Source organism: Kiloniella spongiae (assembly GCF_001026905.1).
GTDB lineage: Bacteria > Pseudomonadota > Alphaproteobacteria > Kiloniellales > Kiloniellaceae > Kiloniella > Kiloniella spongiae.
In genome coordinates this window covers 44,987-62,541 of sequence record NZ_LAQL01000009.1, presented here as the reverse complement: position 1 = coordinate 62,541, position 17,555 = coordinate 44,987, and the positions used below count along the sequence as shown (strand labels likewise).

14 protein-coding genes are annotated in these 17,555 nt (G+C 43.6%); 4 read left to right on the top strand and 10 right to left on the bottom strand.

Features of this window, described 5'->3' with window-relative positions; all coding sequences use genetic code 11:
• Window positions 1-429, top strand: coding sequence for a universal stress protein (locus WH96_RS14545; RefSeq protein ID WP_047764924.1), 429 nt, complete (start codon window positions 1-3; stop codon window positions 427-429).
• Between the two features lie 270 nt (window positions 430-699).
• Window positions 700-1,101, top strand: a complete 402-nt coding sequence (locus WH96_RS14540) for a DoxX family protein (RefSeq protein WP_047764923.1) — start codon at window positions 700-702, stop codon at window positions 1,099-1,101.
• Between the two features lie 62 nt (window positions 1,102-1,163).
• On the opposite strand, the gene WH96_RS14535 is transcribed toward WH96_RS14540, so the two are convergent.
• The gene (locus tag WH96_RS14535; protein WP_218045062.1) at window positions 1,164-2,330 is read right to left on the bottom strand and encodes a multidrug effflux MFS transporter; all 1,167 of its coding nucleotides are present in this window, start codon (window positions 2,328-2,330) and stop codon (window positions 1,164-1,166) included.
• A 140-nt stretch (window positions 2,331-2,470) separates the two neighbouring features.
• Window positions 2,471-3,388, bottom strand: a complete 918-nt coding sequence (locus WH96_RS14530) for a LysR family transcriptional regulator (RefSeq protein WP_047764921.1) — start codon at window positions 3,386-3,388, stop codon at window positions 2,471-2,473.
• Between the two features lie 128 nt (window positions 3,389-3,516).
• Here WH96_RS14530 and betC point away from each other — a divergent pair, with 128 nt between their 5' ends.
• Both betC and WH96_RS21460 read left to right on the top strand, forming a co-directional pair.
• Complete coding sequence (gene betC, locus WH96_RS14525; RefSeq protein WP_047764920.1) at window positions 3,517-5,040, top strand: choline-sulfatase; 1,524 nt, start codon at window positions 3,517-3,519, stop codon at window positions 5,038-5,040.
• A 255-nt stretch (window positions 5,041-5,295) separates the two neighbouring features.
• On the top strand, window positions 5,296-6,195 hold the full coding sequence (locus WH96_RS21460; protein WP_053005956.1) for an ATP-binding protein: 900 nt from the start codon (window positions 5,296-5,298) through the stop codon (window positions 6,193-6,195).
• Between the two features lie 48 nt (window positions 6,196-6,243).
• On the opposite strand, the gene WH96_RS14515 is transcribed toward WH96_RS21460, so the two are convergent.
• The 8 genes from WH96_RS14515 to WH96_RS22675 form a co-directional block, all read right to left on the bottom strand.
• Window positions 6,244-7,434 (bottom strand): PP2C family protein-serine/threonine phosphatase, encoded by a 1,191-nt coding sequence (locus tag WH96_RS14515; RefSeq protein WP_053005954.1) that lies wholly within the window; start codon window positions 7,432-7,434, stop codon window positions 6,244-6,246.
• Between the two features lie 76 nt (window positions 7,435-7,510).
• Complete coding sequence (locus tag WH96_RS14510; protein WP_053005952.1) at window positions 7,511-7,819, bottom strand: STAS domain-containing protein; 309 nt, start codon at window positions 7,817-7,819, stop codon at window positions 7,511-7,513.
• A gap of 44 nt (window positions 7,820-7,863) precedes the next feature.
• On the bottom strand, window positions 7,864-9,063 hold the full coding sequence (locus tag WH96_RS14505) for a methyl-accepting chemotaxis protein (protein WP_047764919.1): 1,200 nt from the start codon (window positions 9,061-9,063) through the stop codon (window positions 7,864-7,866).
• Window positions 9,064-9,138: 75 nt separating this feature from the next.
• Complete coding sequence (locus WH96_RS14500) at window positions 9,139-10,206, bottom strand: chemotaxis-specific protein-glutamate methyltransferase CheB (RefSeq protein ID WP_053005950.1); 1,068 nt, start codon at window positions 10,204-10,206, stop codon at window positions 9,139-9,141.
• A gap of 13 nt (window positions 10,207-10,219) precedes the next feature.
• The gene (locus tag WH96_RS14495) at window positions 10,220-10,897 is read right to left on the bottom strand and encodes a hypothetical protein (protein WP_053005948.1); all 678 of its coding nucleotides are present in this window, start codon (window positions 10,895-10,897) and stop codon (window positions 10,220-10,222) included.
• 1 nt (window position 10,898) lies between these two features.
• Window positions 10,899-11,807 carry a CheR family methyltransferase gene (locus WH96_RS14490; protein ID WP_053005947.1) on the bottom strand — a complete coding sequence of 303 codons (909 nt, stop codon included), beginning with the start codon at window positions 11,805-11,807 and terminating at the stop codon, window positions 10,899-10,901.
• A 53-nt stretch (window positions 11,808-11,860) separates the two neighbouring features.
• Entirely contained in the window at window positions 11,861-14,737 is a 2,877-nt protein-coding gene (locus tag WH96_RS21455) for a methyl-accepting chemotaxis protein (protein WP_053005944.1), read from the bottom strand.
• 68 nt (window positions 14,738-14,805) lie between these two features.
• Window positions 14,806-17,508 (bottom strand): methyl-accepting chemotaxis protein, encoded by a 2,703-nt coding sequence (locus tag WH96_RS22675; protein ID WP_053005943.1) that lies wholly within the window; start codon window positions 17,506-17,508, stop codon window positions 14,806-14,808.
• Window positions 17,509-17,555 lie beyond the last annotated feature (47 nt).

Below are 17,555 nucleotides of genomic sequence, written 5' to 3'. Positions count from 1 at the left end.
ATGTTTGAACATATCCTATTGGCAGTCGACCTTGATCAGAAAGATAGCTGGGGTAAGGCTCTGCCGACTAGCGTTGAATATGCCAAGGCTTTTGGGTCAACACTTCATATCATGACGGTTGTTCCCAACTTTGGTAGCAGCATTGTGAGCTCTTTTTTTCCGAAGGATCATGAAGAGCAGATGATGGAAGGGGCAAACAAGGCGTTGCACAAGTTTGTCGAAGATAATATTCCCGATGATATCAAGGTTCAGCACATTATTGGACACGGAAATGCTTATGAAGAAATTCTGCGTATTTCTGAGAAGATAAGTACGGATGTAATTATCATGGGTGCACATCGTCCACGGATGGAAGATTATCTTCTTGGGCCAAACGCGGCGCGGGTTGTCCGTCACGCTAAGTGCTCTGTTCTGGTTGTTCGTGATTAAGGACAGATAAGCTTTATCAGTAATAGATGAGCAGGCTCGATCATGGAAATGGTCGGGCCTGTCTTGTATTTGACGAGCGTGTGATTTCTGGAAGTTATTGAAAAGATGGATCTTCTTTTTTTGTTGTGCCATCATATTCGAAAGCTTTTGCATTTTGATGGGAGCAAGTCAAAAGAGAAGGCGATATGATATAATTGCTAAGTAAATCACTTTTTTCTGCCTTAAATAAAAAGTGATCTGACAGCGTGAAAACGCTAGGGGGATAGATAGATGGGCATTTTTCATAACACGTCGCTGGGATTATTTCTTCTGCGCCTTGGTCTTGGTGGGATGATGATCTTGCACGGTATTCACAAGCTGGGTAATCCGGGCTCTATTCAGTTCATTGGGGGGAAATTAGCTTCTCTCGGGCTGCCTGAATTTATGGCCTATGGTGTATTTGTTGGTGAGGTCATCGCACCGCTTATGATTGTCGCGGGATTTTACTCACGGCTTGGTTCTTTGCTCGTCGCGATCAATATGGTTTTTGCATTGGTGTTAGTTCACAGTCATCAGCTCATGCTTTTGGATAGCCGAGGGGGATGGCAACTGGAACTTCAGGGCTTCTTCTTGATTTCGGCTCTGGCACTTCTTTTCACAGGCAGTGGTCGCTTCGCGATCAAGCCAGATTAAGATACCGAAAGTGGCTAAAGCTGAAAGCAGCGCATAAAGGTTTTATGCGCTGCTTTATATTTTTATGTGAGTTGCGTCTCAGGTTGTCTTTCGACCCAGAGCATGATTCCAAGTGAGATAAGCCCGAGGGTGGCAAAAGCATAGACCAGAGGTAAAACGGTGTTGTTGTAGTTTTGACCAATGGTAATGCCGATTGCCATGCAGATATATGTTGTAAGGGATCCGACAACGGCGGAGCCAAGACCTGCAAGCTTCCCGAGGGGTTCCATGGCAAGCGTATTGAAGTTACCGAATAGAATGCCAATGCAGAAGAAGCTAAGCATCATGTAAATCATAAACGACCAGAGATGTGGTTGTCCCGAAGCCAGAGTTGCCGGGATCAGGAATAGAATGGCCAAAATGGTCATCGCAATCAGAGCAATTTTTGATAGCTTTCTCATGCCAAACCTCATGACTAGATTGGCGTTGGTCAGAGAAGCCGCGCCGATAGAAAGAGACAGGATCGCAAAGTAGAGCGGGAAAAGCTCTGTAATACCGTAAATATCTTGAAAGATCTGTTGTGCGCTGGTGAGGTAACCTATAAAGGCACCAAAAATAATACCGGCAGCTAGGGTATAGGCCAAGGCCTGCTTGTTGGTGAGGATTGTTTTTATGCCATTCCAGAAGTGTCCAAAGGTCAGGGATATCCGGTTTTCTTTTGAAAGCGTTTCCGGCTGTCTACACACAAACCAGAAGAGAACAATGCTTGCAAGGAGGAAGAAGCTATAGAAAATAGCCTGCCAGTCAAAAAAGATCATAATTGAAAGACCCAGAGCAGGGGCAATGGTTGGAACAATAATAAACACGGCCATAATAAATGACATAATACGTGCCATAGCGCGGCCTTCGAATTGATCGCGGACCAAGGCAACTGAAATTGTTCTTGGGCCAGAAGCGCCGACGCCCTGTAATAAACGTCCAAGCAACATAATGTCAAAGTCAGTGGCTGTTGCCGAAATGATGGACCCAATGATAAAAATCACCAAGCCGCAATAGATTACAGGCTTTCTGCCAATACTGTCAGACCAGGGGCCAAAGAAAATTTGTCCGGTTGCCAACCCAAAAAATATGATACCGATCACGAGTTGCACATCATTTGGATTTGCGACGGCCAGTTCTTGTCCCAACAAGGGGAGGGCGGGCATAACGGCATCAATGGATAGCGCCACCAATGACATTAAAAAAGCCATCAGTGCTATGAATTCCCCAGAACTAAGGGGACTGGTAGGGCGCGTAAATGGCATTAGATTCTCGAAAAGGCATAAAGATATGCTTTATCATATAAGAGTTCTTGTGTGTCGGAGCAAGTAGAGCTGCTCTTCTCTGCTTATCAACGCTGTATAGAGTTTGCTTTGATCCAGTTGTAAACTTTTTTGACGTGGGGGGAAGCACCTTCTCTTAACTGAAGGCAATAAGCTCTGTCGCTTTGCACGGATTGTGGACAGGCAATCACAAGTTCTTTTTGTTCTAGCTGTTCTTCAATGAGCCCCTTCCAACCGAGGGCAAGGCCTTGATCTCTTATGGCTGCTTGTATAACGAGGCTATAGTTGCTTAAACCGACAGCAGTTGTTTGGGGGCATTTCGTTACCCCTTGTTGCTCAAGCCAACTTTCCCAGTTATGCCAACCGACGTCAGGGGATGCCGTTAAATCAAGTAAGGGTTTGTCGCTGATGTCATCTGCGTTTTCAAAGGGGCCATACTCCATTAAAAAGCGGGGGCTGCAAATTGCAAAGACTTCTTCTTCAAAGAGAATGTGATTCCGAGTGTCAGGGGGCGGAGACCTTTTAAGCGAAATGATTAAGTCACTTTGAAACGTCAGCGGATTGTTGGGTGTTTGGGATGTAAAAACCTGAATGTCAAGGCCTTGTAAATCGTTTCGTAAGTTTGCCAGGCGTGGTACCAACCAATGGCCTGCAAAAGCAAAATCAGTGCTAATGCGTACTTGCTTTGTTGATTTTCTGCCTTCGATGTTTTCAAAAATATCACGAAGAGATTGAAGGTTTGTATGTGTCGCTTCGAAGAGCGCTTTGCCTGTAGGCGTTAGTTTTACACCGCGATTCTGTCTTAAGAACAGAGGCTCGCCGACAAAGGATTCCAGACGTTTGATCTTTTGGCTAAGGGCCGGTTGTGTGATGTTGAGTTGTTCGGCAGCTTTGGTCAAACTGCCTAATCTGCTCGCGGCGTCAAAAGCATGAAGTTCCGCGAGATGAGTATGAACTTTGTTGTCTAAATTATTTATGACAGCCATATGAAATCTCAATCTACACGCTGGAATTCATTTGTAATATAATCCTGATGGTAATTTCTGTTATGTCATGTGGTCAATCGAATTGTTGATGTCATGATTGACCATTCTTTATATAGAGGATCCCGGCAATGAGTGCGCAACCAAATATTTTGATCATCATGGTTGATCAGTTAAATGGAACATTATTTCCTGATGGACCGGCAGAATTTCTTCATGCGCCGCACCTCAAAGCTCTGGCGCAAAAATCTGTTCGTTTCCAAAACAACTACACGGCAAGCCCACTTTGTGCGCCCGGGCGCGCTTCATTTATGGCGGGACAATTGCCTTCGAGAACACGAGTTTATGATAATGCAGCTGAATATGCTTCTGATATCCCAACTTATGCACATCATCTTCGACGGGCAGGATATTACACTTGTCTGAGTGGAAAGATGCACTTTGTCGGACCGGATCAACTACATGGTTTTGAAGACCGTTTGACAACCGATATCTATCCTGCAGATTTTGGCTGGACACCTGATTACAGAAAACCCGGCGAACGCATTGACTGGTGGTATCATAATCTTGGATCAGTCACCGAAGCCGGGGTGGCTGAAATAAGTAATCAGATGGAATATGATGATGAAGTTGCGTTTCACGCCCAGCAAAAGCTTTATCAACTAGCCCGTGAACAAGGTGAAGAAAAGCGTCCCTGGTGCTTAACCGTTAGCTTCACGCATCCGCATGACCCCTACGTTGCCCGGCGTGAATTTTGGGATCTCTATAACGATTGTGAGCATTTAGAACCGACGGTTCAGCCAATTGCATATGATGATCAGGATCCGCATTCTCAGCGTATATATCTTGCCAATGACTATGAAAATTTTGATATCAAGCCAGAGAATGTGAGGCGATCTCGTCAAGCGTACTTCGCAAATATTTCGTATTTGGACCAGAAGGTGGGTGAATTTGTGAGCATTCTTGATCGGTGTCGTATGCGTGACGATACTATCGTTGTTTTCTGTTCTGATCATGGCGATATGTTAGGTGAGCGTGGGCTGTGGTTCAAAATGAATTTCTTTGAAGGCTCGGCGCGTGTTCCTTTAATGATTTCTGCTCCTCAGGGTGAAGCAGGTTTGGTGAAAACGCCTGTTTCAAACCTAGATGTAGTCCCGACCCTAGCGGATCTTGCTGGTGTTGATTTGAGCCAGGTTGAACCTTGGACTGATGGCGAAAGTTTGCTTCCTCTGATGAAGGGGGGGAAACGTACAAACCCGGTTTATATGGAATATGCGGCAGAAGGGTCTTATGCACCGTTGGTTTCTATTCGCGAAGGACAATATAAATTTACACATTGTGAACTGGATCCGCCGCAACTATTTGACCTGACAGAAGATCCTCATGAATTAAATAACTTAGCTGAAGATGATCGTAACGCTGATTTGGTTCAGATGTTTATGGCGAAGGTCAGAACAAGATGGAATATGACTTTGTTTGATGCACAGGTGCGTGAAAGTCAGGCACGTCGATGGGTTGTCTATGAAGCGTTAAGAAATGGGGGGTATTTCCCATGGGATTTCCAACCCTTACAAAAAGCATCTGAGCGGTACATGCGCAATCATATGGATTTGAATGTTCTTGAAGAAGGTGCACGTTTTCCCCGTGGAGAATAATTGAAATTGATTCCGTGATTAAATGAAATGCCTTTAACCATGGCATGTCATTTAACGGATTTGACGATTGAATTCTGACCGTTCTGATATCTATAAATATTTCTGAATTTTGATGTGCCGCCGAAGTTGGTTTTTTACGTGTAAAAACACTTATAGGTGGTTGGTTCTTTATCCTTTGTTTATATTCTGTTGAGTAAACTAGGGGGTAGTATTTTGCTATATTGCCGATGATCATATAGGGATCAGGGGGAATTAATGAATTCGAAAGAGCCGCGCATACTCTTAATCGAGCCGGATGAGATTGCCCGGAATGAAATTTTAAACTTTTTGACGGGAAAAAACTTTGATGTTGTTTGTTCTTTAAAACCTGACTCTATTCTTTTTGATAATCGTTTGGAAACAGATCCTGTCGGGTTGATCTTGATATCTGACGATTATGATCGTGATGTTTTGTCCGAATCATCGCTTGTTCTTGGGGCTGATAAAAAATTACCTCAACAAATTCCTACGGTTGTAATGACGACGATAGATAGTCGTAAATCGCCCTTGGAATTAGTGGTGCATAACTGGTTTCACACAATTAAAAAACCCTGTGACACCGATATTTTATATTCGGTGACTTGTGCCGCAACTAATCAATTTAATCATGTTCGTAGCTTGTTAAATGAAATAGAAACCCGTAGCTCTGCAATCGGATTGATTACTTCTGGAACGTTTGAATTCAAAACGGTTGATGAGGCCCGTAATTTAACAACAATGCTGAGTTTAGCTTGTCCGGGAGCTGATGGTATTGTGATTGGCTTGAATGAATTGTTGCATAATGCAGTCGAGCACGGAAATCTTGAAATTGGATATAATTTAAAAACGGAGCTTCTTGAAACAAGTCGCCTTCATGATGAAATCCATAATCGCCTTAACATGGAACCTTATAACAAAAGAATTGTAAAGGTCAGTTACACGCGAAGCGATAGTGAAATAGTTTTTGTCATTGAAGATGAAGGCAAAGGCTTTAATTGGCAAAAATACCTAACTATCGATGATGAACGAATACGTTCCAATCACGGCAGAGGTATTGCACTCGCAAAAATGATGGCCTTTACCGAGCTCAATTATAATGAAAAAGGCAACAGAGTTACGGCAAAGATTGTTTTGTAAGTTGTCCAGAATGCATGTTGAAAGCTAAATACGCTAAATTTGCTGATACTATAAATAATCAAAACAGATTGCTGTTAAATCGTCTCTCAAATCATCGCCACCATTTTCAAAAAAAGAAGAAATGAGCTGATTCAAAAGTTGAGGATTAGCTCTACTATTTGTGAGATCTTTTACGAGCTTTATCAACTCTTCTCCTTCCAAAAACGTGCCATCATTTAGCTTGGTTTCAATTAAGGCATCGCTAAAGGAAAAGAGTAAATGGTTTTTGGTAAAAGGAACTGTTTGAAGATCGTAAGTTGCAATTTTACTAACACCTAGTGGTAACCCTGTTGTATCAAGATAGCTAAACTTTTCGGGCTTTTCCCATTCGCCATAAATTGGAGGAGGAGCCGCAGCACCAGCGTAGCTTAATGTATTGTTCTCAGGAGAAATTAAACCAATAATCATTGTTGCATACTGCCCAGTTGGTAACATGTCACAAAGGTTCTGATTGATATCAGACAAGAGCTGGTCTGGTTTTTGCCATGCTTCGCCTACGTTGAATAAAAGTGTGTGTAATCTGATGGTATTCAGGGCCGAAACAACACCATGTCCTGAGAAATCTGTAACGTAGAAGCCGATTGAGCCATTTGCTAAGATGCGTGCGCCCCAAAAATCCCCTCCGAGTTCTGATGATGGCTGACAGACAGAGGAAATATTAAGCCCCGTTTGTTCGCGTATTTCCCGGAGGTGTTGTGGGGAGGGTAAAATATTTTGCTGGACGTCTTTTGCTGTTGCTAGTTCATCGGCAACACGTGCGCGATATTTTTCTCTATTTTCCGTCAAAATTAGGTTCTTGAGGTGTAGTTTTGTCCGGATCACAAGTTCAAGGGCGTTCACTGGTTTTGTGACAAGGTCACTGGCTCCCGCTGCAAAGGCTTTCAGGCGCTCTTCATTATCATGCATGGCAGTTTGAACGATAATGGGAATAGATGCCGTATCTTCAATTTCTCGAACCAAGCGGCAGACCTCCATGCCATCCATAATTGGCATCATGAGATCCAAGATAATAATGTCCGGAGGATTGTCCGTGACTTTGAGCATTGCTTCTTGGCCATTTTCTGCGTGTTCGATATTGTTAAAGCCAGCCTGTCGTAAAATGCTGGTAATGAGATCGCGCAATAGTTTGACATCATCGACAACTAAAACTTGCCGATTTGCGATGGTCTCAAAAGGTATGTCGTTTGAACTATTGGGCATTCAACTCTTGATTAATTTCTTACTAAGAAAAGTAATGTCTGTCTGACACTACAGAGGTTCTTGAGTGATTATGTTTTTAACCGTTTGCTATGGTTACAATGGTTTCCAGCCTTGCGAGGGTGAACATCTTTTGAACCTTTTCTCTGGGATTGCTAATAGAAAACGTCCATCCTTCTTCGCCTGATCGTTCATGGGCCACTAAAAACATGCCTAGACCTGCTGAATCAATATATTCTACGTCTTGCAGATCTAATTGTATTGAACGGGCACCTGTTTTTACTGCTTCGTCAATCATGCTGCGAAAAGTGGGATGATCAGTAAAGGTGAATTCACCTGTCATTACGCATTTTAGCAAGGTTCCGTCTGGTTTAAACGAATAGTCCATTTAGCGTTATCCTTTCCCAGATAAGATAATTATAAGGTAAGTCATTAGAACAACTCTATATCGTCTTCGTCATCGTCTGGTTGGCTTTGAGTACCGTTCGCCTCATCATCAATTGCCATATCGTCATCATAGAGGGCATGCATGATAAAACGTTCACGCATTTCGCCCAAATGGAAGCCATTGATCAGCTGATTAAGCCATTCTCTATCCAATTCAGGTGTTATCTGTTCACCAACCTGTTCTTCCGTTTTGGCTTTCATTTCTTCCCCGGCCTCGGACAAGACCTTCAAGGCATCCAGAATATTACCAAGGCGTTGGCTAGTTCTATCCTGGAATTGAATTCCGGTGATCATTTCAGAGACTTGGCGTGTCATGTCGTCTGAATTACTTGCAGAATTTTGAATGGTTTTACTAAAGGAATCGTTACGATCTATGAGGCAAGTCATGATTTTTTCGATGTGTTCTTTAGCCATAATGTTTTCAGTCATGTCAACAGAGGTAACTTCTCTTAGATTTCCTTGACTGTCTGCTAAAGATTTGGAGACATCAGAAATCTCTCGCCTGATTTGACCAGAAAGATCGTTAATAGAACTTGAAAGTTCTCGCACGCCATCTGCAACAACGGAAAATCCGGCACCGGCGTCTCCAGCTCGCATAGCCTCTATTTTTGCATTAAGAGCCAGCAGGTTTGTTTGTTTGGTAACTGTTTCAATATCAGTCACCCGTGCTTGAACTTTTTCGACATTTCCAAGGAGATCTTCCATTGCATAGGTCATGGACATTCCGTGTTTAGACACGTGTAATATTTGTTCAACCACAGTATTAATCGATTCTTCCATAACGTGCAGGACATCTGTCAAAGTGATTTCTTTGTCGTCGACGGTCACGGTGCTGGCAGATTCAATGATTGATTTCAGATCGTCGGCTTGTTTCCGAGAGAAATTTGCCAGCTCTTGAAAATTTTTGGAGAGCTCCTCTGTTGATGTTTCTACGAGGTTGCTTGCCACTTCGACTTCTTTTGTCAGGGCTTTAAAGGTTCTTTTTTGTACATCTGATAGACCGACCCATAATGTCAGTAAATCATGCATCCCTTCGTTGCTGCCAATAGGTGGACTCCCTGGAATGACTGGCAGGCTATGATCAATGGTATCGTCCTGAATGGATAGTGTATCCTGCTCAGGATTATCCTCTGCGTTGTTTGGGGGTTTATCCGCATAGATTTCGGGTTGTGCTACCATAGCCATTCGTTTCTCCTTACTATATGAGGTATAATCCTCACGTTCGTACACGACTCTTTCAGTGTTTAGATCTTTCAGTGTTTAGACGCGTATATGTCGATCTTTTGCTGCGCCGCAGGCATTCAACATTGCTTCGGTTATCTTGTTTAAGGAAACTTGATGTTCAACAGCGCCAATGTCGTACGCTGCCTTAGGCATGCCATAGACAACGCAAGAGGCTTCATCCTGCCCAAAGGTTTTTGCTCCGACTTCTCGTAATTCCAACATGCCTGCCGCGCCATCTTTGCCCATGCCAGTCAAAATAACGCCAATAGCATTTTTCCCAGCTGCTTCACTGGTAGAACGGAAAAGGACATCAACGGAAGGTTTGTGGCCGGATACTGCTTCCTCGTCAGTTAATTGGCAGAGGTAGTTTGCACCTGATCTATGTAATTTTAAGTGCTTACCACCTGGCGCAATATAAACGTGTCCTGGCAGTACGCGTTCGCCGTGTTTGGCCTCGCTGATGGAAACAGCTGAAATTTTGTTCAGGCGTTCGGCAAAGGTTTTTGTAAACTTTTCAGGCATGTGTTGGGTTACAAGAACAGCAGGGCTATTGGCCGGTAAATTCTTGATAACGACACGTAAGGCTTCAACTCCACCAGTTGAAGCGCCGATGGCAATGATTTTTTCAGTTGTAGAAAACTTAATGTTTGAAAGAGGGTTTAAGGCAAGCGGTGTATCCTGTTCGCGTTCGAGAGTTTTTACCTTTGCCTGTGCGGCGGTCTTGATCTTGTGAATAAGTTCATCGGCACGCTTTTCAATACCGCGCTTCATATCTAGCTTGGGCTTTGGGAAAAAATCCACGGCACCAAGCTCAAGGGCATTGAGTGTTGCTTCTGCACCTTGTTGTGTTAGCGAAGACACCATCACTACAGGCATGGGCCTTAATGTCATTATCTTTTCCAAAAAAGATAATCCGTCCATTCTGGGCATTTCGATATCAAGCGTAATGACGTCAGGTAATAACTGTTTGATCATTTGGCGTGCCTGATAGGGATCCGTCGCAGATCCAACAACCTCAATGGTTGGATCTTGGGACAGAAGGGCCGTCAAAAGCTCTCTCATAAGAGCTGAATCATCAACGATAAGGACTTTAATTGAGGTCAAAATAAATTCCTACTCAAAATAGTTCAACACTGCCTTCAATCTCTTGGTGATTAAGATTGGTACTGAGTTTTCTCTCGTTTTGAACGACTTCTTCATCAAATGCATGGGGGAGAAGCTTCATTTTAACGACACCGGTTTTGGGGAAAAAAATGATCTTCCTCGCTTGGTTTCCCCCTAAGTGTTGTGACGAAGGTGCGAGGTGTTCGTTTTTTAAATACCGTTCAACAAACTGAACGTTCTTCTCGCCGACCAGGTTGGATGAGTTAAGAACGTGACCACCGCCAAAGAGCTTAATTTCCATGCGATTTTTTGCTCCACCCATAGCGAGAATATCGTTCAGCAAGGTTTCCATGGCATGGTTACCATATCGCATCACCGCACTGCTTCCGCCCCATTTACCTGTGTCACTTTCTGGAAGCATGAAGTGATTCATCCCTCCGACACCGAGTGCTGTATCGCGGACGCAGGCACTTACACATGACCCTAATGTGGTGACGAGCATTTCATCGTGTCTGGATGTTACGTAATGAGTTCCAGGCATTATTTTCACGGCATAATGTTTGAATTTAGGATCAAAAAACCTCTTCGGTTCCCCTTCGTGAGGATGACGAAGATCTGTGTCATCCGAATAAAAATGATCCGGAACTTTGTTGAACGGAGGAGCTTTTTTTATGTCTGTTTTATGTAACATTTTATCCTCTCCGATCCTGACGTTGATAGATGGTTTTACCAATGAGTTTTAGGTTAGTTTCCTCTGGTAAGCTTTCAGAATGGCCAATATAGAGCCAGCTATCTGTCCTGAGTAATTCGGCATAACGTTTACCAAGTGATATCTTTGTCGGTTGGTCGAAATAAATCATGACATTTCGGCAAAAAATGACATCAAAAGGTCCTTTCATGAGCCATTTTTCCAGTAGATTGAGCTGTTTAAAGGTGATCAAACTACGTAACTCTGAACTCATTTGAACCTGTGATTCAGATATTTCCTGGGTATATTTCGTTCTGAATTTATCTGGCATGTTTTCGACAGATTTCTTGCTATAAATCCCGGACATGCCAGTTTGCAGCATGCCTGTATCAAGATCTGTCGCCAAAATTTTAATATCTATCGAAGGGGTTCTCTTTAGGAGTTCGTTCATGACGATGGCGATAGAGTAGGGCTCTTCGCCAGACGAACAACCTGCCGACCAGAGGCGAAGTCGACGGTCTTCGCCTCGATTTGTTTGGGCCTGAATGATTTTTTCACAGGCAGTAAACAAATGTTTGAAATGATGGGACTCTCTAAAGAACTTGGTCAGGTTTGTGGTGATAGCGTTTATCAACATGCCTGTTTCATTGGCACCGTCGGGGCTATCCAGATAAGTCAAATATTCTTTAAAAGAGTACATTTTTAGTTTGCGTAATCGTCTGGCGAGACGACCATAAACCATGTTTTTTTTGTTATCTTTCAGGACAATACCGGTTCTATCATAAACCATCTGGGTGAGAGTTTTAAACTCTTGGTCAGAGAAAGGAAACTCGCGCTCATTAGTATCTGCGGCCTCTATACTAGAAGAAGCTGATTTTCTTGTTACTGATGAAGCGAGTCCTGATGATGTCATCGATTCTACTCTTTTACTCTGTATGGCTTTAAGAATCCCACGTTCATTTCCATTTAAAATTCGGACCAGTCCTCCTCCTCCTCGATGGCGACTGCTGTTGAAGCGGTGGATTTGAGTGCTGTAACATTCTTTTGTTGCGGTTGAGGTTTTTGCGTCACCGCAGGGGGCGCCTGTTTAACCTCTTTTGGTTTTTGGGGACTATTAACTCGTCTTGTATCGTCTGTTTTAAAGAAACCAATCATCTCGGAGAGCCCCTCTGCTTGCTCTTCCAGGGTACGGGCCGCAGCCGAGCTTTCTTCAACCAAAGCAGCGTTTTGCTGGGTCATTTCATCCATTGCTGTGATTGCTGCATTGATCTCTTCAACGCCGGATGCCTGTTCCCGGCTAGAGGCTGCAATTTCGGAGATGATATCAGCAACACGTTTGGATGAATCAACAATTTCGGACAGAGTATCCCCGGTTGAACGAACCAGAGTAACACCTTCCTTAACCTGGTCGTTGGCTTCTATAATTAAGGTTTTGATATCTTTAGCTGCTTCACCGGAACGTTGCGCCAAAGTTCGAACCTCGGCTGCAACCACAGCAAATCCCTTACCTGCTTCTCCCGCTCTGGCGGCTTCAACCGCAGCATTGAGGGCAAGAAGGTTCGTCTGGAAGGCAATCTCATCAATAACTCCGATGATGTCGGAAACTTTCTGTGATGCCTGTTCAATTCCAGTCACGGCAACAACGGCTTCCTGGACAACTTCTCCTCCTCGTTCGGCGGTCTCCGTTGCATTCAAGGCCATCTGATTTGCCTGCTGAGCACTGTCTGCATTCTGCTTCACGGTGGTTGACATCTCTTCCATAGAGGCCGCAGTTTGTTGCAGGCTGGATGCCTGTGCTTCTGTTCTTTGAGACAGATCCATAGAGCCTGAGGATATCTCGGTAGAGGCAGATCCAATCTCATCAGTGGTAGTGATTATCTCGCCGACAGTTTCAGATAGACGTTTTGAGGTTTGGTTCACATCCTGTTTGAGGGTTTCGTACATCCCAGTGTAATTGGCTGTAATTTCGTGCGTGAGGTCCCCTCGTGAGAGAGATGAGAGAGCGGTTGCCACATCATCAACAACATCACTGACATTCTTGTTGAGGGAGTTCAGAGCGTTGGTCAAGGCTAGCATAAAGCCTTCTTTACCGTCTGCTACTAAGGACTTTGTGAAGTCACCTTCTGAAATAGCTTTAACCATTTCATCAACGTCATCCTGAATAGCGAGTTCAGCTGTGACATCTGCCCATTCAACAACGGTTCCCAGACGTTCTTTGTCTTGTGTGATGATGGGGTTTGCTATCAAATCATAGGTCCTGCCTCCGACTTTGATGCGGCCTTGATATGTCGTATTCAAAGTTTCGAGCAAAGAACGTTGGTGTGCTGGATTTTTATGAAAGCGGTCAATACTGTCACCAAGGAGCTTATTTGTATCGAAACCGGGAAGATCCCTACGAATATCAGTCTCACCCTCGCGCATCATCTCAAGAACAGCGTCATTCATATAGATGATGTCAAGGTTATTGTCCGCGACCATGACATTCGCTGAACTGCTATCAAGTGCTGATTTGATCCGCATGTTTTCTGCTGCTGATCGGTCTTGTTCAACCGCATTGTCTTTAAAGGTTTGCAATGCAGAAGCAATATCCCTGATTTCGTCACGACGTTCCAATCCGGAAATAGCAAATGATTTGTCCCCTTCAGCAAGTTGGAGCATTTCAGATGTTGATTTTTGTAAGGGGCGGATAATAGAGCGGGCAAATAACCATCCAAGCAGGCCTACAATTACGAGAACAATTCCACCGATCATAAGAATGAATAGACGTGCGTCATGTGCAGGAGCAAGCATTTCAACCTCGTCAATCTCTGCCATTAATGCCCATCTGATTCCTTCAAATTCAAATGGTTGAAAGGCAGAAAGAACGGGGATGTCACGATAGTCGGGTGTTACTTCGATACCTGATTTTCCATTCAGAGCCTTTTCCACAGTTGCAGTTTTAACCTCTGTTTTCAGAATTGTTGATTCTTCTGAAAATCTGGAATCGCTTCGCATGAGGAAATCACTACCAACCAGATAAGTTTCGCCTGATGCCCCCATACCTGCACTGAGTTGTAAAATGTGGTCAATTCTATCAATAGGCATTTGGAAAACGAGAACACCTACGAAACCGTTTATAGTGGTAATTGGTGTTGCAATAAAACTAGCCGGCGTACCATTACTTGGGGCATAGGGTGCAAAATCTACAAAGTTAACGCTTCCGGGCTCGTTATTCGAAAGGGTAGCTTTGAATACCTGAGCCAACCCAGTATTGTTATATTTACCGTCGAGAAGATTGGTTGCGTAATCAAGCTCTTTGAAAACGGTATAAACAACATCTCCCTCTGGGTTAATAAGAAATATGTCGTAATACCCACGACCTTCCAGCATTCGGCGAAACCAAGGATGAAGGCGTTTATGTTGTGTGTGATAAATTCCTTCAGCGACAGACGGTCCGTCAAACAGATGTTTTTGCCCTAGCGCTTCTTTGTTCCCGAAAGACGTTGTATCAGTAAGATTTTTTTCATTTATATAAACGGATTGGAGGGATGCAAGAGGATCACTATGGAGTTCTTTTTCGTCTTTAAAGCCTTCGGAAAACCTTGTTATAGCGTTATGAACATTGTTATTGGTTGCTGTGATGAGGATGTCTTCTCGGATTGATTCCAGATATTGTCTTAAAGAAGAACTGCGTGCTTCCGCCAATGCTGTTAAAGTTTGCTGTTTTTGCAAAATCAACGTGTCTGAAGAATTTATGACGCTGAATGTGCCGATAGATACGACAGAAATCATTGCTATTAAAATAAACAGTATTGGCAGTTTATACGCAATTTTCAGGGAAAAACGGTTATTTGCACTACGCATTATATTCTCCGTTATCTAACATGATTTCTGTAGTGATTGTTGTTTGGTATTAGTCATAGCTTTGGTTTTTAAAACTCTGACCAGTCATCATCGTCTTCAATGGCAGTTGCTGTTGCTGGCTTAAGAGTTGTTACAGTCTTTGAGGGTTTTTGTGACGCCATTTTGGGGATGTCCTGCGGCTTTGGCTTAGGTTCTCTGTTGCTATTTCCGTCAGTTTTAAAGAAACCAATCATTTCAGAAAGCCCTTCGGCTTGTTCTTCCAGTGTTCTTGCTGAGGCTGAACTTTCTTCGACCAATGCCGCGTTCTGCTGGGTCATTTCATCCATGGCGGTTATTGCTGTATTGATTTCCTCTACTCCGGTAGCTTGCTCACGACTGGACGCAGCGATCTCGGAAATAATATCTGCCACACGTTTGGATGAATCTACAATTTCGGACAAAGTATCTCCGGTAGATCTAACAAGAGTAACGCCTTCTTTAACTTGGTCATTGGCTTCAACAATCAAGATTTTGATATCTTTGGCTGCTTCACCGGAACGTTGAGCCAGTGTTCGAACTTCGGCAGCGACAACAGCAAAGCCTTTACCAGCTTCGCCTGCCCTTGCAGCTTCGACAGCGGCGTTGAGGGCAAGAAGGTTGGTTTGGAAAGCGATTTCATCAATCACACCAATGATGTCTGATACTTTTTGAGATGCTTGTTCTATACCTGTCACCGCAACAACAGCATCTTTAACAACGCCGCCACCACGTTCGGCAGTCTCTGTTGCATTCAGAGCCATCTGGTTTGCTTGTTGAGCACTATCGGCATTCTGCTTCACCGTTGTTGACATCTCTTCCATAGAGGCTGCCGTTTGCTGTAGGCTAGATGCCTGTGCTTCTGTCCGTTGGGATAGATCCATTGATCCAGAGGCAATTTCGGTCGATGCCGAACCTATTTCATCTGTTGTTGAAATAATATCACCAACAGTTTCAGATAGGCGCTTAGATGTTTGGTTTACATCCTGTTTGAGGGTCTCATACATGCCAGTGTAACTGGTTGTAATCTCGTGAGTAAGATCTCCTCTGGAGAGAGAAGATAGAGCGGTTGCTACATCATCGATCACTGCACTGACATTTTTGTTCAGAGAGTTTAGAGCATTGGTCAGAGCCAGCATAAAGCCCTCTTTACCTTCTGGGGATAGAGATTTGGTGAAATCTCCACTGGATATGGCTTGAACCATAGAGTCGACTTCAGCCTGTATAGCGAGTTCGGCTGTGATGTCTTTCCATTCAACAACTGTTCCCAAACGATCACCATTCTCGGTATTAATTGGAGTCGCAATTAGTTCATAAGTTCTTCCTCCAACCTCGATTTTCCCTTGATAGGTTGTTGTTAAGGCCTCGAGCATAGAGCGTTGGTGGGCAGGGTTTTTGTGAAAGCGATCAATGCTATCGCCAAGGAGTTTTGATGTATCAAATCCAGGGAGATCCTGTCGGATATCCGATTCGCCTTTGCGCATCATATCGAGAACGGCATCATTCATGTAGATGATGTCAAAATCGTTATTCGCGACCATTACATTGGCTTGGCAACTATCCAAAGCTGATTTTATTCTGGTGTTTGCTATGGCAATTCGCTCGTTTTCTTTTGCCTCTTCAACAAAAGCGAGAAGGGAATTGCCAAGAACACCGATCTCATCTTTCCGATCAGGATTGATATTTACTTCTGCATCGTTGTCGGTGACCAGTGTCACCAGTTGAGTGAGAGCACGGCTGACACCCAAGGTAATAATAATGCCTAAACCTATTGCAATGATGAGGACGGCAATTGTGATGCACAGGAATATAAGTTCGATCGTAAAGGCTTCATGTTCAACGTGTTCAATATTTTCGATGAGCAGTTCTTCTGCGATGATCTCTATTTCTCTTATGATTTCCAGACGATCAGATGTTGTATTAAATAAATCCTGTCCGCTGATACCAGCGAGATCAAAGCTATCTGGATAGTTTGCAATGACTTTACGCATCTCTTCTAAACGGATAGAGCTTGGATTGGTAACCATGTCTGTGTAGAGGGCTTTCAGCTTTGGTGTTGCGTAGTTTTGGTAAATCCAAAAATAGCTTTCCTGCTTGCTGATCAAATTTGCGAGTTGCTTATATCTGGCTGTATCAAAAGAACCAGAGGCGAATCCGGCGGTGCCAACAGCGCGCTCGATGCCAGCATTTTCCTTTGCTTGGAGAAGGGCAATTAAAGCGGTGATTTGATTCGATATAGCCCCATCATTACTTAGCAGGGGCATTTCAGCGACGATATTGATCAGATCAGCCACGGTTCCAGAATAAAAACTCGCCATTTCAGCGACTGTCAGCTCTAGATCGGTTACATCGGAACGGTATTTTTCCAGCTCTGTAAATCTGGACTTAACCTTGTTTATTTTACTTGAGAAAACATCGCTGGTTGATTCCGTGAGTAAAATTTCAAGCTTTTCGACGAGGGCTTGTTGAGATTCATTGGTGAGGCGGCGACGATCTTCTAGCTGACCCTTGATGTCACGGGAACCTTTGGAACTTATATAGCTTGCGGATGTACCACGTTCAATTTGCAGATTATGGACATAGGTCCCAATATCCAGAGAAGATTCAGCAATATGCCTGATCTTTTTCATGGATTGAACCGTCGCGTTTTTGTCTAATACAGTGTAGATAGAGAAAAACAGAAGGCCTAAAATCGGTATCAATAGGGCGATACTGAATTTAAACCTCACTGGAAGATTGTTTAAAAAAGTAACCATCTGTATCTCTCCGTCTAGACTTCTATACTTGTTACTTATAGGATTTT